The following is a 15,708-nucleotide window of genomic DNA, read 5'->3' as shown; positions in this document are numbered from 1 at the left end:
TATGACCACCGTACGCCGAGCCTTTCTGAAAAGCGGCGCAGCCGCCGCCATGGCCGCCGCCTTGCCATCCCTCAACTTCGCCCAGACGACCCCCGCGCCTAGCCGCCGCCACTTCGCGCCCCAAAGCGGCGCCTGGCGCACTTTTGACGTGACCACACGCGTGGACATCCTCAAGCCGCAAGGCGTGACCAAGGTCTGGCTGCCGATTCCCTCGGTCAACAGCGACTACCAGCATTCGCTGGGCAACAGTTTCGCTAGCAACGGCAGCACGCTGCTGGCGCAGGACGGCCGCGACGGCGCGAAGATGCTGTACGCCGAATTCCCGGTCACGGAAGCCAAACCCTTTGTGGAACTGACCAGCCGCGTGCAGACCCAGGGCCGGGCCATCGACTGGTCGCAGAAAACCGCTCCAGCCGAAAGCGCCGACACGCTGCGCTATTTCACGCGCCCGACCACGCTGATCCCGACCGACGGCATCGTGCGCAAGACCGCGCTGGCCGCCACCCAAGGCGCGAAGACCGATGTCGAGAAAGCGCAAAAGATGTATGACTGGATCGTTGCCAACACCTACCGCGAACCCAAGGTGCGCGGCTGCGGCGAAGGCGACATCAAAACCATGCTGGAAACCGGCAACCTGGGCGGAAAATGCGCCGACCTGAACGCGCTGTTTGTGGGCCTGTGCCGCTCGGTGGGCCTGCCGGCGCGCGACGTCTACGGCATACGCCTGGTGCCCTCGGCCTTCGGCTACAAGGAGCTCTCGGGCAACCCGGCCAGCCTCAAGGGCGCCCAGCATTGCCGCTCCGAGGTCTACCTCAAGGGCCACGGCTGGGTGGCCATGGACCCGGCCGACGTGGCCAAGGTGATGCGCCTGGAAACGGCGGACTGGATCAAGACCACCACCGACCCGGTGGTGGCGCCCGTGAACAAGGCGCTGTTCGGCGGCTGGGAAGGCAACTGGATGGCTTACAACACGGCGCACGACCTGGCCCTGCCGAAGTCGGCCGGCGAGAAGCTCGGTTTCTTTATGTACCCCATTGGCGAAAATGCGGCGGGGCGTTTTGACTCCTACGCGCCGGATGATTTCAAGTACCAGATCACGGCCAGGGAAGTCGCCGCCTGAGCCTGGTGGCCGCGAAAGCAAAATGCCCTCCTTGGAGGGCATTTTTGTTTCCACCGTGCACGGCACCCTAAGCCGGTGGCGTGGCCATCAGGCGCTGCAGCAGCGCCTCGTAACGCGACACGACCTCGGTATTGCCCGGCAGGTAGCGCTTGATCAGCTCGCGCTGCCGCGCCGCATAGGCAGCAGCCAGTTCGTCGTGCTTGTCGAACACCTCCAGCAGGCGCGCGCAGCCCGCCTCGACGTCATTGCCCTCGTAGTAATAGCCCAGGTCGGCGCACAGGTGGGCGTTGTGTACCAGCGGATAGCCCTGCCAGCAGACCTCGAGGTAAAAGTAGTTGAGCGCGTTTTCCCACTGGTGCGAGATCACGACGTCGCTCATCTCGCTGAGAAAGGCCGGCGTTTCATACACGCCCAGGAAGGAGGCCTTGTGCTGGCGCACGATGTCGAGCTGGTTCATCAGCGCGACAAACTCCTTGCTCTCCTGCGCCAGGCGCAAGGCATTGGTGACGTGCAGCCAGGCGATGGCCTCGGGCCTGCGCCTGTAGGCTTCCTCGGCGATCAGGATGGGGTAGAGGCAGAACTTGACCACATCCAGGTTCTGCTCCATCACGCTGAGCCGGCGCGGGCCGTGCCGCGGGTGGTAGCGGCCGGCATCGGGGAGGGCCTGGCTGCGTTCCTCGATGAACACCGGGTCCCAGACAAAGGGCACCACGGTGGCCGGCCTGCGCCGCAGCGTTGAAAAATAATGCTGGCTGATGGGCGCCACCTGCGGAATCACCCAGAGGTCGTCATAACGCTGGTTGATGAACAGGTCATAACCCCACAGTGGCCGGCCAAACAGGATGGACTCCATGGTGTGCACATATTCAAAGCCGCAGCAGTAGGACACCAGCCGCGTTCCGCGGCGCTTGAGGTAATCGGTCTGCTCCGCGCTGACCTGGCCGCCGAGCTCGATCAGCACGTCCAGCGAGTCCTTGGCATCCTCAAAGGCGACGGTGGGCCAGCGCCGCTGGTCCCAGGGCAGGGCGGCCGTGATGCGCACGGCGGTGGTGTTCACCAGGCGTACCGAGGCCACCAGCCGCGAGTGCTTGAGGGTTTCGGCCAGGAACACCGCGTTCTGTTTGATGCCGTTGTTCCACAGCGTTTCGGCCTCCTGGTGCAGGCCTATGGTGATGCCTATGCGCAGGCCGGGGCTGGTGGAGGTCATGGCTGCGGTCTCAGCCGGTCAAAAGCCCGGCCAGCAGTTCGTCGTAGCGGGCCACCAGTTCCGGGTTGGCGGCCGTGTGCACCCTTAGCCGCTCCCGCTGCCGCGCGGCATATTCGGTGGCCGCATCGTCATGCCGCTGCAGCACCTGCAGCAGCTGGCGCGCGCCGGCGTCCACGTCATTGCCTTCGTAGTAATAGCCCAGCTCTTTGCACATGCCGGCGTTGTGCACCAGCGGGTAGCCCAGCCAGCAGACGTCGAAGTAGAAATAGTTGAGCGGGTTGTCCCACTGGTTGGAGATCACGGCATCGGCGTGTTCGCCCAGGAAATTCGCCGTGTCATAACGCCCCAGGAAGGTGGCCTTGCCGGCATTGACGATGTCGAGCTGGAACATCAGCAGCTGGAACTCGCGGCTTTGCTCGGCCAGGTGCTTGGCGCTGCAGACGTTGAGGAACTCGATCAGCTCGGGCCGCGCCCGGAAGGCCGCTTCGGCGATCAGGATGGGATAGATACAGGCCTTGACCACATCCATATTCGGTTCCATGACGGCCAGGCGCTTGGCCGCGCGGCCCGGCTGGTAGCGCGCGCCATGGGGCAGCGCCGCCACACTGGACTCCAGCCAGCGCGGGTCCCAGACAAAGGGAACGACCTTGGCCGGGCAGCGCCTGAGCGTCTGGATAAAGGACAGCGAGTTGTTGGCCACCTGGGGAATCACCCAGATCTCGTCGTAGTGGCGGTTCATGTAAACGCCGTTGGGCCAGAGCGGCCGGCCGAACAGGATGGACTCCAGCACCACCACGTACTCGCTGCCGCAGCAGTAGCTGACCAGGCGCGTGCCGGACGCCTTCAGCTGCAGGGAATGCGCTTCGCTGATGCCGCCGCCCAGCTCGATCAGCACGTCGAGGTCCTTCATGGCGGCCTCCAGCGTGACGACCGGGAAGGCCTGGAGGTCCCAGGGAAGCTGGCTGGTGATGGGCACGTCGGTGGTGTTGACCAGCTGCACCCGGTGGCCCAGCGGCGAGGCCTGCAGCACGCAGGCCAGGTTCAGCGCGTTCTGCTTGATGCCGTTGACCCACAGGCTTTCATCGGGCGAGCGCAGGCCTATGGTGATGCCTATGCGCAGGGCCTTCATGGCCGGTTTGCCCCGCCGTTCATCGCCTCGGCGCTTTCAGCGCAGGGTCTTTCCAGTCGTACTCGACGTGGCGGCGGATGATCAGGCAGCCGGGCGGCGAGTCGATCAGGGTCACCGAGGCGCCGGGGTCGCGCGCATCGACGTAGACGGTGAAGGTGGCCAGCAGCTGCGTGGCCTGGTAGCCGCCCAGCTCCTGCTGCGCGATGCTGCGGCAGGCAAAAGGCGCGACCGAGATGCGTTCGGCCGCGACCGAGCAGCCGCCCGTGCTGTCGGGCACCGCCGTCAGGGAAAAGGCCAGCGAGGCGTTTTTGTACTCGACCCCGCTGAGCGAGAAGAAGGGGCCGCCGTCGGGGTTTTTGCGGTCCCAGTCGACCAGCACGTCGTTGCCGGTGCTGCCGTTGACGGTCAGCGAGGACAGGCGGGTGATGGCCGGCAGGCAGCGCCTCACGCCCACATTGGTGGCGGCGGCTGTCAGCGCGTCCAGCGGTGCGCCGGGGGCGGGAGCGGCAGCTGCCGCGGGCGGGCGCTGCGGCGTGACCTGTGCCTGCGCCTGGAAAGCCGGCGCGCCCAGAACCGCGGCCGCCAGCAGAGCGCGGCGCAAAAAGGAGAGGAAAGAGGTGGGCATCACGATGAAGCTGCGCGGTACAGATGGACCAGCGCCTCATTGTAGGCACGCACGTTGTCCTCGTTCTCGGGCGCCAGCGTGCGCAAAAAGGTGCGCGCGCGCTCCCGGTAGCCGGCCAGGTCGGCGTCATGCTGGGAAAAGGCCTGCAGCAGGGCCAGGCCGCCTTCCTCGCAATCGAAGCCGGGGTAGAAGTAGCCGCAATCGGCGAGGAAGCTGGAGTTGTGGACCAGCGGGTAGCCGCCGTAAAGCGCTTCGTAATACAGGTAGTTCTGCCCGTTTTCCCAGTGGTGGCAGACCACGGCATCGACCTGCGAGGACAAACACTGATAGACCGGAAAGCGGCCTTCGAAGACGGCCAGGCCGTGCCTGACGATGTCCAGGCTGTTGGCGAAGCCGACAAAGGTCACATGGTCCTTCATGTGAAAGCTGTTGTAGACCCGCATCAGCTCGATCACGCGCGGGTTGGCCCGGTGCGCCATGTCGATCAGCAGCATGGGCAGGTGGCTGGTCTTGACCATGCAGATATTGGGCTCGAAGATGCCCAGCCGCCATTTTTTGCGGCCCGGTTTGTAGCCGAAGGTCTCGCCGTTGGGCAGGGTCGCGGCCGCGCGGTCTATCACGCCGGGGCTCCAGAGGTGCTGCATCAGCCGTACCGGCGCCCGCATCGCGCTGCCGAAGTAGTGCATGCAGCTGCGCTCGTACTCTGGCAGGGTCCAGATTTCGTCGTAGGGCGTTCCGGCGATCAGCAAGCCGTGCTGCTTGTTGAAAATCATGCGCTCGATGTCGATGACGTAGTCGTTGCCGACGCGCATGGTCACGATCTTCCCGCCGCGCTCGCGAAAGCCCACGGCCCAGTCCCGGCCCAGCTGCGCGCTCATTTCTATCATGATGTCGAGCTTGTCGGCCGCGGCCGCCATGTCGATGATGGGCACCGGGGAGTCGGCCATGAAGCGCTGGGCGTCGGCCGCGTCGCCGTCGCCGCCTCCGCTGACCAGGTAGGTTTCGGCCACGTTGGGCGCCTTGAGCAGCAGCATCACCAGAAACAGGCAGTTCTGGTAAATGCCGTTTTCCCACAGCGATTGCTCGCCCTTGCGCACGTAAATGGAAACGCCGACCCGCAGGCGGTCAGGTGTGCTCGCTTTGGCCTGGCTCATGCGGCGGCTCCCACGCTTGCGGTATTGCTGAAAAGCGCCTGCAGCCTGCGCGCCAGGCTTTGCAGGTTGGCGTGCGCGAAGGGATCGACCGAGGCGATCACCCGCCGGGCCTGCTGGCGGTGCTGCTCCAGGCGGCTGTCGTGCTGGCTTGCGGCCAGCAGCAGCTTGCGCCCGCCTTCGGCCGTGTTGAAGTCGGGATAGTAGTAGTCGGAATACCCGGCGTCGCGCAGCCAGGGCGAGTTGTGGATCAGCGGGTAGTTGCCGTGCAGGGCGTCCAGGTAGTTGTAGTTCTGGTCGTTTTGCCACTGGTGGGCCACCACGGCGTCGGCATGCTGCACCATATAGCCGGCAAAGTCATGGCGGCCCTGGAAAATCGCTTTTTGCTGCTTGACCAGATCCAGCGAGTTGGCCAGGTAGAGCAGCGTGGGGTGGTCCTTGAGGTGCAGGGTGTTGAGCACGTGCATGAAGCTCACCTGGGCGGGCTCGGCGCGGAAGGCCTCGTCGCAGACCAGCATGGGGATGTTGGTGCATTTGACCACCGACACATTGGGCTCGAAGATGGCCACGCGCAGGCCGGCGCCGGGCGCGCGCGGTTTGTAGCCGAAGGCATAACCCTCTTTCTCCAGTTCCCGGGCGCGCGCGTCCAGGAACTGCGGCGACCAGATATAGGGCACTTCATGCACCGGGCAGCGGTGCAGGGCGCGCAACATGGGGGCGAAGGCGGAAAAGTCCTTGGGCAGTATCCAGATCTCGTCGCAGCGGTCGGCCCGGCTGAAAAACCCCGGGCGGTCGAACACGCTGGGCTCTATCAGGCCGACATAGGGCTGGCCGGCGCAGTACCAGACCACTTTTTTGCCCTGGGCGCGCAGGTAGTCCAGCCATTTGACGTCCAGCGCGCCGGCCATCTCGATGGCCAGGTCGATGTGGTCGGTGGCTTCGTGCGCGGACATCATGCGCAGGCCCAGCGCGTCCATGTTGACCTGGGGCGGCATGCTGCTCTGGTCCCCGCCGTTGAGCAGCACGACGGACTGCACAAAGGGCAGCTTCTGGAAGGACTGGGCCAGGAAGATGACGTTCTGCCCCAGCCCGTTTTCCCAGATGTTCTGGCCGGCGTGTGTGAGGACCGAGATACCGATACGCATGCTTGTGTCTCTCCCAAAGCAATGAGCGCCGGGGGCCCTGGGGGGGCCGCGCGGCGCTCACCGGGAGCCGGGGGGCTCCATCTGATGGTTTTAAGGCGCTCAGGCCATTCTACTTAACGCCACTTCCAGCTTGCGCCGAAGTTCATGCCCCACTCCTTGCCGGTGGTGGAGACGCCGAAGCCCCATGCGCTCTTGCCGTCGTTGTTGAGCGCCTTGAAGTTCAGGCCCAGCGCGCCGTAGCCCTTGTAGTTGCCCACGCCTATGCCCAGGGCTTTTTCGCCGCCTTCGAGGTTGGGCATGTAGGTGGCGGCCATGGCCATGCTCATCGCGATGCCGGAGTAGGCCACGCGCCTGACATCGTTGAGCTGCCCGACGTTGACCGCGTCGGTGGCGTAAACACCGGGGGCCACATTGGTGATGCGGCGCTCGTTGCCGGGCGAGCCCACCGACACCGTATTGGGCTGGTCGGCCACCGAGTAGGCACCCAGTGCCACGGAGCGGTTGGCCGTGGCTTCGGCCGCGGCGCCCAGGGCCACCGAGTCGTTGCCCGAGGCCAGCGAGTTCCAGCCGACGGCGGTGGCCGGGTCGGCAATCGCCCTGGCCTGGAAGCCGATGGCCACGGAGCCCTCATAGGTGGCCGTTGCGCGGAAGCCGATGGCCGTGGTGTTTTTGTCCTGGGCCAGCGATTGCGAGCCGTAGGCGGTGGCGCCGGTGGCCACCGTCGTGGCGGCCGCGCCGTTGACCCCGGCACGGGTGCCGGCGCTGGCGCACAAGCCGGTTGCCGTGGTGTCGGCGCCGTTGGCCACCGTGCAATCGGAAGGCGAGGCCACGGTCTGCAGCGCCGTGCCGTTCAGGGACTTGCCCTGTGTGAGCAGCCCGGCGCCGGCGGCGCCGCCCGCGGTGGACCCTATGACCGCGCCGCCGTTGGCCGCCGCGGAGTTTGCCGCATTGACCAGCGGGGCCAGGGCCGTGGTGCCCGAGGTCGCGCTCGACAGCCCGGTGGACAGCGAGGCGATGCCGTTGTTGGCGGTGCTCAAGCCGGTGGACAGCGAGGTCACGCTGTTGCCGATTGTGCTCAGGCCGGTCGACAGGGAGGTGATGCCGCTGTTGGCCGTGCTCAGGCCGGTGGAGGTCGAGGTCGACAGCGAGGCGATGTTGCTGTTGGCCGTGCTCAGGCCGGTGGACAGCGAGCTGGTGCCTGTGGAGACCGAGGTCGACAGCGAAGTCACGCTGCTGCTGACCGTGCTGAGCCCGGTGGAGACGGCGCTGAAGCCGGTCGAGAGCGAGCTGAAGCCGGTGGAAGTCGAGGTGGACAGCGAGTTGAGCCCGGTCGACAGGGAACTGATGCCCGTGGACGTCGAGGTCGACAGCGAGGCGACGTTGCTGTTGGTGGTGCTCAGGCCCGTGGACAGCGAGCTGACGCCCGTCGACAGGGAACTGACCCCGGTGGACAGCGAACTGAGGCCGGTGGACGTCGAGGTCGACAGCGAATCAATGCTGGTCGACAGGGAAACGATGCCTGTCGAGGTCGACGTCGAGAGCGAGCTGACCCCGGTGGACAGCGAGCTGATGCCGGTGGATGTCGAGGTCGACAGTGAACTGATACCGGTGGACAGGGAGCTCACGCCGGTCGAGAGCGAACTGACGCCGGTGGACAGTGAACTCACACCGGTCGACAGCGAGCTGACACCGGTCGAGGCCGAGGTGGACAGGGACGCGACGTTGCTGTTGGTGCTGCTCAGGCCCGTGGACAGCGAACTGGCGCTCGTGGAGGTCGAGGTGGACAGCCCGTCGATGGCGGTCGACAGCGAGCTGATGCCCGTCGAGGCCGAGGTGGACAGCACCGCGACATTGCTGTTGGTGGTGCTGAGGCCCGTCGAGAGGGAGCCCACGCTGGTCGACAGCGAGATAAAGCCGGTGGACAGCGATCCAAACCCGGTGGACAGGGAGCCGAAGCCGGTCGACAGCGAACTGATGCCCGTGGAGGCCGAGGTCGACAGGGAATCCAGGCCCGTGGACAGCGAACTCACGCCGGTCGACAGCGAGCTGGTGCTGGTGGAACCCGAGGTCGACAGTGAATCAATGGCGGTGGACAGCGAGCTCACACCGGTCGAAGTGGAGGTCGACAGCGAGGCGACATTGCTGTTGGTGCTGCTCAAGCCGGTGGAGAGCGAACTGACGCCGGTCGAGGTGGAGGTCGACAAGGAGCTAAAGCCCGTCGAGATCGAGCTGAAACCGGTGGACACCGTGTTGAAGCCGGTGGACAGCGAGGCCACCACGCTTTCGGTGGTACTCAGGCCGGTCGACAGGGAGTTGAAGCCGGTCGAGGTGGACGTCGACAGCGAGTTAAAGCCCGTCGAGATCGAACTGAAACCGGTGGACACCGTGTTGAAGCCGGTGGACAGCGAGGCCACCACACTTTCGGTGGTGCTCAGGCCGGTGGACAGGGAGCTGAAGCCGGTCGAGGTCGACGTCGACAGCGAGTTAAAGCCGGTCGAGATCGAGCTGAAACCCGTCGAGATGGAACTGAAGCCGGTGGAGACCGTGCCAAAACCGGTGGACAGCGAGGCCACGGCGCTGTCCGTGGTGCTCAGGCCCGTGGACAGGGAACTGAGACCCGTGGACATGGAACTGAAGCCCGTCGAGGTGGCGGTGGACAGCGAGCTGAAGCCTGTCGAGAGTGAACTGAAGCCGGTGGACACCGAACTGAAACCGGTCGACAGTGAGGCCACGCCGCTCTCGGCGGTGCTCAGGCCCGTGGACAGCGAGCTAAAGCCAGTGGATGTTGAAGTCGACAGCGAGCTGAAACCGGTCGAAATGGAGCTGAAGCCGGTAGAGATGGAACCAAAGCCGGTCGAGAGCGAAGCCACGGTGCTGTCGGTGGTGCTCAGGCCCGTGGACAGGGAGCTCAAGCCCGTCGAGGTGGAGGTCGACAGCGAGGTGATCCGGCTGGCCGAGGTGCTCAGGCCCGTCGAGGCCGAGGTGGACAGGGAGCCGATACCGGTCGAGGCCGAGGTCGACAGCGCCGCCAGGTTGCTGTCGGTGGTGCTCAGGCCCGTGGACAGCGAACTGAAGCCGGCCGACGTGGCGGTCGACAGCGAGCTGAAACCGGTCGATAGGGAGCCGAAGCCGGTGGACAGCGACGTGACGTTGCTGTCCGTGGTGCTCAAGCCCGTCGACAAGGATGCAATGCCGCTGGTCGCCGTGCTCAGGCCGGTTGAGGTCGAAGTCGACAGTGAAGTGATCCGGCTGTCGGCGGTGCTCAGGCCCGTCGAAGCGGAGGTCGACAGCGAGGTCACATTGCTGTTGGTCGTGCTCAGTCCGGTGGACAGCGAGTTCGTTGACGTCGACAGGGAGGCAATACCGCTGGTCGCCGTGCTCAGGCCGGTGGACGTCGAAGTCGACAGCGAAGTGATCCGGCTGTCGGCGGTGCTCAGGCCTGTCGAGGTGGAAGTCGACAGCGAGGTGACGTTGCTGTTGGTCGTGCTCAGGCCGGTGGAAACTGAGGCGATGCCGCTTGTGGCGGTGCTCAAACCGGTCGAGGTGGACGTTGACAGGGATGCCACATTGCTGTCCGTTGTGCTCAGGCCCGTGGACAAGGAGGAAATACCGCTGGCGGCTGTGCTGAGTCCCGTCGAGGTGGAGCTTGACAGCGAGCTGATGCCGGTCGAAGCAGACGTCGACAGGGATGCGACATTGCTGTTGGTGCTGCTCAATCCGGTGGACAGCGAGCTGAAGCCGGTTGAGGCCGAGGTCGACAGCGAAGTGATGCCGCTGGCGGCGGTACTCAGGCCTGTTGACGTGGAAGTCGACAGCGAGGTGACGTTGCTGTTGGTGGTGCTCAGGCCGGTGGACAGCGAGCTGGCCGAGGTCGACAAGGATCCGATGCCGGTCGAGGCCGACGTGGACAGCGCCGCGACATTGCTGTCCGTGGTGCTCAACCCTGTCGACAAAGAAGCAATGCCGCTGGTCGATGTGCTCAACCCCGAGGAGGTAGACGTCGAGAGCGAGGTGATGCGGCTGTCGGCGGTGCTCAAGCCTGTCGAAGTGGAGGTCGACAGTGAGGTGACGTTGCTGTTGGTGGTGCTCAGGCCGGTGGACAGCGAGCTGACGCCAGTCGAAGCGGACGTCGACAGCGACGCGACATTGCTGTTTGTGGTGCTCAGGCCCGTCGACAGGGAGGTGATGCCGCTGGTTGCCGTGCTCAAGCCCGTTGAAGTGGAAGTCGACAGCGAGGTGACGCTGCTGTTCGTGGTGCTCAATCCGGTGGAGAGCGAGGAAATGCCGCTGGCGGCGGTGCTCAGGCCGGTGGAGGTCGACGTCGACAGCGACGTGGTCCGGCTATCGGCCGTGCTCAAGCCGGTTGAGGCGGATGTCGACAGGGATGCCACATTGCTGTCCGTTGTGCTCAGGCCCGTGGACAGCGAGGAAATACCGCTGGCGGCCGTGCTCAAGCCCGTCGAAGTGGAGCTTGACAGCGAGCTGATGCCGGTCGAAGCCGACGTCGACAGCGAAGTGATGCCGCTGGCCGCGGTGCTCAGTCCGGTTGATGTGGACGTGGACAGGGACGTGATCCGGCTGTCGGCGGTGCTCAGGCCCGTGGATGTCGAAGTCGACAGCGAGGTGACGTTGCTATTGGTCGTGCTCAGGCCTGTAGACAGGGAACTGGCCGAGGTCGACAGGGAGCCGATGCCGGTCGAAGCGGACGTCGACAAGGACGCGACATTGCTGTTGGTTGTGCTCAGGCCGGTCGACAGGGAGGTGATACCGCTGGCCGCGGTACTCAGGCCCGTGGATGCCGATGTGGACAGCGATGTGACGTTGCTGTCCGTGGTGCTAAGCCCGGTGGACAAGGAGCTGATGCCGCTGGCGGCCGTGCTCAAGCCGGTCGATGTCGAGGACGACAGCGAGGTGACGTTGCTGTTGGTGGTGCTCAGGCCTGTCGACAGGGACGTGATGCCGCTCGTCGCCGTGCTCAAACCGATGGAGGTCGAGGATGACAGTGAAGTGATCCGGCTGTCGGCCGTGCTCAGGCCCGTTGAGGTGGATGTCGACAGCGAGGTGACGTTGCTATTGGTCGTGCTCAGGCCGGTGGACAGCGAGCTGGCCGAGGTCGACAGGGAACCGATGCCGGTCGAAGCGGACGTCGACAAGGACGCGACATTGCTGTTCGTGGTGCTGAGGCCGGTGGACAGCGAAGTGATGCCGCTGGTCGCCGTGCTCAATCCTGTGGAAGTAGACGTCGACAGTGAAGTGATCCGGCTGTCGGCGGTGCTCAGTCCTGTCGACGTGGAGGTCGACAGCGAGGTGACGCTGCTATTGGTGGTGCTCAGGCCGGTGGACAGCGAACTGGCCGACGTTGACAGGGACGCGATGCCGCTGGTGGCCGTGCTCAGGCCCGTGGACGTGGACGTGGACAGGGATGCAATACCGCTGCTGGCCGTGCTCAAGCCGGTGGATAGCGAGGCAATGCCGCTGGCGGCGGTGCTCAGGCCTGTCGAAGCCGAAGTGGACAGGGAGCCTATCCCGGTCGATGCCGATGTGGACAGCGACGTGGTGCGGCTGTCCGCCGTGCTCAGGCCGGTGGAGGTCGAGGTCGACAGCGAGGCCAGGCCGCTGGAGACCGCGCTGACACCGGTCGACAGGGAACTGATGCCCGTGGACACCGATGCGACTGCGCTGTTCGTGGTGCTCAGGCCGGTGGACAGCGAGCCGATGCCCGTCGAAGCCGACGTGGACAGCGATGCGACATTGCTGTTAGCGGTGCTCAGGCCAGTCGACAGCGAAGTGATGCCGCTGGTCGCGGTGCTCAGGCCGGTTGACGTCGAGGTGGACAGGGAGCCGACCGCGGTCGACGCGGACGTCGACAAGGACGTGACACTGCTGTTGGTGCTGCTCAGGCCGGTGGAAAGAGAACCAATACCGGTGGACGTGGACGTCGATAGCGAGGTGATCCGGCTGTCGGCGGTGCTCAGGCCGGTTGACGCTGAAGTGGACAAGGAGCCGACCGCGGTCGATGCGGACGTCGACAAGGACGTGACACTGCTGTTGGTGGTGCTCAGCCCGGTGGACAGGGACGTGATGCCACTGGCGGCGGTGCTCAGGCCGGTGGAAAGCGAGCCGATACCGGTGGACGTGGACGTCGACAGCGAAGTGATACGGCTGTCGGCGGTGCTCAAACCGGTCGAAGTCGAGGCGGACAGCGAGGTGACGTTGCTGTTCGCCGTGCTCAAGCCGGTAGACAGTGAGCCGATACCGGTTGAGGCAGATGTCGACAAGGACGTGACGCTGCTGTTGGTGGTGCTCAGGCCGGTGGACAGCGATGTGATGCTGCTGGTAGCGGTACTCAAGCCGGTCGACGTCGACGTGGATAGCGAGGTGACRYTGCTGTTGGCCGTGCTGAGYCCRGTGGACAGYGAGCTGCTGGCGGTCGACAGCGATGTGACATTGCTGTTGGTGCTGCTCAGGCCAGTGGACAGCGATGTGATGCCGCTGGTAGCGGTGCTCAAGCCCGTCGATGTCGACGTGGACAGCGAKGTGACGCGGCTGTCGGTGGTGCTGAGGCCYGTGGACAGCGAGGTGACGYTGCTGTTGGCCGTGCTGAGYCCRGTGGACAGTGAGCTGCTGGCGGTCGACAGYGATGTGACRTTGCTGTTGGTGCTGCTCAGGCCGGTGGACAGCGAGGTGACGCCGCTGGTCGCGGTGCTCAGGCCCGTCGATGTAGAAGTGGACAGCGAGGTGACGCTGCTGTTAACCGTGCTGAGCCCGGTAGAAAGTGAGCTATTGGCAGTCGACAGCGATGTGACGTTGCTGTTGGTGCTGCTCAGGCCGGTAGACAGTGAGGTGATGCCACTGGTGGCGGTGCTCAAGCCCGTGGACGTGGAGGTCGAAAGTGAGCTGATGCCTGTCGATGCCGAGGTCGACAGCGAGGTCACGCTGCTGTTGGTGCTGCTCAGGCCGGTCGATAGGGAGGTAATCCCACTGGTGGCGGTGCTCAGCCCCGTGGACGTTGAGGTCGAGAGCGAACTGATGCCGGTCGATGCCGAAGTCGACAGCGATGTGACGTTGCTGTTGGTGCTGCTCAGGCCGGTGGACAGTGAGGTGATGCCACTGGTGGCGGTGCTCAAGCCCGTCGACGTCGAAGTCGACAGTGAGGTGATCCGGCTGTCTGCGGTACTGAGGCCGGTCGATGCCGATGTGGACAGGGAACTGATACCGGTCGAGGCGGATGTTGACAGCGAAGTGACGCTGCTATTCGTCGTGCTCAGGCCTGTGGAGGTCGACGTCGACAAGGACGCCACGCTGCTGTTGGTGCCGCTAAGGCCGGTCGACAGCGAGACGATGCCGCTTGTGGCTGTGCTCAAACCCGTCGAGGTGGAGGTCGACAGCGAAGTGACACTGCTGTTGGTGGTGCTCAGCCCAGTCGACAGGGAGAGGATGCCGCTGCTGGCCGTGCTGAGCCCGGTGGATAGGGAAGTGATGCCGCTGGTAGCGGTGCTCAGGCCCGTCGATGCCGACGTGGACAGCGAGGTGACGCGGCTGTCCGTGGTGCTCAGGCCGGTGGACAGCGAAGTGATGCCGCTGGTGGCCGTGCTCAGACCTGTGGATGTCGAGGTCGAGAGCGAACTGATGCCCGTCGACGCCGAAGTCGACAGCGAAACCACGCTGCTGTTGGTGCTGCTCAGGCCGGTGGAAAGTGAGGTGATCCCGCTGGTCGCCGTGCTCAAGCCCGTTGACGTCGAGGTCGACAGTGAGGTGATCCGGCTATCCGCGGTGCTGAGGCCGGTCGATGCCGAGGTGGACAGCGAACTGATACCGGTAGAGGCCGAGGTTGACAGCGAGGTCACGCTGCTATTGGTCGTGCTGAGCCCGGTGGAGAGCGATGTGATGCCGCTGGTAGCTGTGCTCAGGCCTGTCGACGTCGAGGTGGACAGGGAGGTGACACGGCTGTCTGTGGTGCTGAGCCCAGTGGACAGGGAACTGCTGGCAGTCGACAGCGATGTGACATTGCTGTTGGTGGTGCTCAGGCCGGTGGACAGCGAGGTGATCCCGCTGGCAGCCGTGCTCAGGCCGGTAGACAGTGAGGTGATGCCGCTGGTGGCCGTGCTCAAGCCCGTCGATGCCGACGTGGACAGCGAGGTGACGCGGCTGTCGGTGGTGCTGAGGCCCGTGGATAGCGAGATGACGCTGCTGTTGGCCGTGCTGAGCCCGGTAGAAAGTGAGCTGCTGGCGGTCGACAGTGATGTGACGTTGCTGTTGGTGCTGCTCAGGCCGGTGGATAGCGATGTGATGCCGCTGGTAGCGGTGCTCAGGCCTGTCGACGTCGAGGTGGACAGGGATGTGACACGGCTGTCCGTGGTGCTCAAGCCCGTCGACAGCGAGGTGACGCTGCTGTTGGTGGTGCTCAGTCCGGTGGAGAGCGACGTAATGCCGCTGGTGGCGGTGCTCAGGCCGGTAGAGGTAGACGTCGACAGTGAGGTGACGCTGCTGTTGGTCGTGCTCAGTCCAGTGGACAAGGAGACGATGCCGCTGCTGGCTGTGCTGAGACCGGTCGATGCCGATGTGGATAGCGAAGTGACGCTGCTGTTGGTGGTGCTCAGTCCGGTGGAGAGCGATGTAATGCCGCTGGTAGCGGTACTCAGGCCGGTAGACGTGGAGGTCGACAGCGAGGTGACGCTGCTGTTGGTTGTGCTCAGTCCAGTGGACAAGGAGACGATGCCGCTGTTGGCCGTGCTGAGTCCTGTGGACAGGGACGTGATCCCGCTGTTGGCGGTGCTCAAGCCTGTGGACGTGGAGGTCGAGAGGGAACTGATGCCCGTCGATGCCGATGTGGACAGCGAAGTGACGCTGCTATTCGTCGTGCTCAGTCCGGTGGACAGCGAGGTGATGCCGCTGGTTGCGGTGCTCAAACCTGTGGACGTGGAGGTCGAGAGGGAGCTGATGCCCGTAGATGCCGAAGTCGACAGCGAAGCCACACTGCTGTTGGTGGTGCTCAGGCCGGTGGACAGCGAACTGATGCCGGTGGAAGCCGAGGTCGACAGGGACGTGATGCTGCTCGTGGCGGTGCTCAGTCCGGTGGACAGGGAGCCGATACCCGTCGAGGTGGAGGTGGACAGCGACGTGACGCGGCTGTCCGTGGTGCTCAGGCCCGTTGACAGCGAGTTGAGGCGGCTGGTGGCGGTACTCAGGCCTGTTGACGTCGAGGTCGACAGTGAATCGACGTAAATGCGTGTGTTGTTGACGTAATTCACGCAGGTCGAGGCTGCGGAATACATCGTGCCGCCATTGCCCGCGGTACAGGCGGCTTCCGGCAGTGTTTGCCCGTAGGCCG

7 protein-coding genes are annotated in these 15,708 nt (G+C 64.9%); 1 reads left to right on the top strand and 6 read right to left on the bottom strand.

Annotation, left to right across the window (positions count from 1 at the left end; translation table 11 throughout):
- The first annotated feature begins 1 nt into the window (after window position 1).
- Complete coding sequence (locus tag AC1DUN_RS20160; RefSeq protein WP_477715526.1) at window positions 2–1,120, top strand: transglutaminase-like domain-containing protein; 1,119 nt, start codon at window positions 2–4, stop codon at window positions 1,118–1,120.
- A gap of 67 nt (window positions 1,121–1,187) precedes the next feature.
- On the opposite strand, the gene AC1DUN_RS20155 is transcribed toward AC1DUN_RS20160, so the two are convergent.
- The 6 genes from AC1DUN_RS20155 to AC1DUN_RS20130 form a co-directional block, all read right to left on the bottom strand.
- Window positions 1,188–2,327, bottom strand: a complete 1,140-nt coding sequence (locus tag AC1DUN_RS20155) for a DUF2827 domain-containing protein (protein ID WP_477715525.1) — start codon at window positions 2,325–2,327, stop codon at window positions 1,188–1,190.
- 10 nt (window positions 2,328–2,337) lie between these two features.
- Window positions 2,338–3,456 (bottom strand): DUF2827 domain-containing protein, encoded by a 1,119-nt coding sequence (locus tag AC1DUN_RS20150; protein WP_477715524.1) that lies wholly within the window; start codon window positions 3,454–3,456, stop codon window positions 2,338–2,340.
- 19 nt (window positions 3,457–3,475) lie between these two features.
- Window positions 3,476–4,081 carry a hypothetical protein gene (locus tag AC1DUN_RS20145; RefSeq protein ID WP_477715523.1) on the bottom strand — a complete coding sequence of 202 codons (606 nt, stop codon included), beginning with the start codon at window positions 4,079–4,081 and terminating at the stop codon, window positions 3,476–3,478.
- Window positions 4,081–5,235 (bottom strand): DUF2827 domain-containing protein, encoded by a 1,155-nt coding sequence (locus AC1DUN_RS20140; RefSeq protein WP_477715522.1) that lies wholly within the window; start codon window positions 5,233–5,235, stop codon window positions 4,081–4,083. The genes AC1DUN_RS20145 and AC1DUN_RS20140 overlap by 1 nt, the downstream gene beginning before the upstream one ends.
- Window positions 5,232–6,377 carry a DUF2827 domain-containing protein gene (locus AC1DUN_RS20135; RefSeq protein ID WP_477664672.1) on the bottom strand — a complete coding sequence of 382 codons (1,146 nt, stop codon included), beginning with the start codon at window positions 6,375–6,377 and terminating at the stop codon, window positions 5,232–5,234. Before AC1DUN_RS20135 ends, AC1DUN_RS20140 begins: the two co-directional genes overlap by 4 nt.
- A gap of 113 nt (window positions 6,378–6,490) precedes the next feature.
- Window positions 6,491–15,652: an ESPR-type extended signal peptide-containing protein gene (locus AC1DUN_RS20130; protein ID WP_477715649.1), complete on the bottom strand. Its 9,162-nt coding sequence runs from the start codon at window positions 15,650–15,652 to the stop codon at window positions 6,491–6,493.
- Window positions 15,653–15,708: the final 56 nt, after the last annotated feature.

This window comes from Polaromonas sp. P4_F6, assembly GCF_056401275.1.
Note: the sequence above shows the minus strand (reverse complement) of the source record. Positions and strands in the feature narration are given on the sequence as shown.

What these genes read in the sequence shown, in the direction of transcription:
- AC1DUN_RS20145 (WP_477715523.1), bottom strand. Translation starts at nt 4,081, where the DNA reads ATGCCCACCTCTTTCCTCTCCTTTTTGCGCCGCGCTCTGCTGGCGGCC.
- AC1DUN_RS20150 (WP_477715524.1), bottom strand. Translation starts at nt 3,456, where the DNA reads ATGAAGGCCCTGCGCATAGGCATCACCATAGGCCTGCGCTCGCCCGAT.
- AC1DUN_RS20135 (WP_477664672.1), bottom strand. Translation starts at nt 6,377, where the DNA reads ATGCGTATCGGTATCTCGGTCCTCACACACGCCGGCCAGAACATCTGG.
- AC1DUN_RS20155 (WP_477715525.1), bottom strand. Translation starts at nt 2,327, where the DNA reads ATGACCTCCACCAGCCCCGGCCTGCGCATAGGCATCACCATAGGCCTG.
- AC1DUN_RS20140 (WP_477715522.1), bottom strand. Translation starts at nt 5,235, where the DNA reads ATGAGCCAGGCCAAAGCGAGCACACCTGACCGCCTGCGGGTCGGCGTT.
- AC1DUN_RS20160 (WP_477715526.1), top strand. Translation starts at nt 2, where the DNA reads ATGACCACCGTACGCCGAGCCTTTCTGAAAAGCGGCGCAGCCGCCGCC.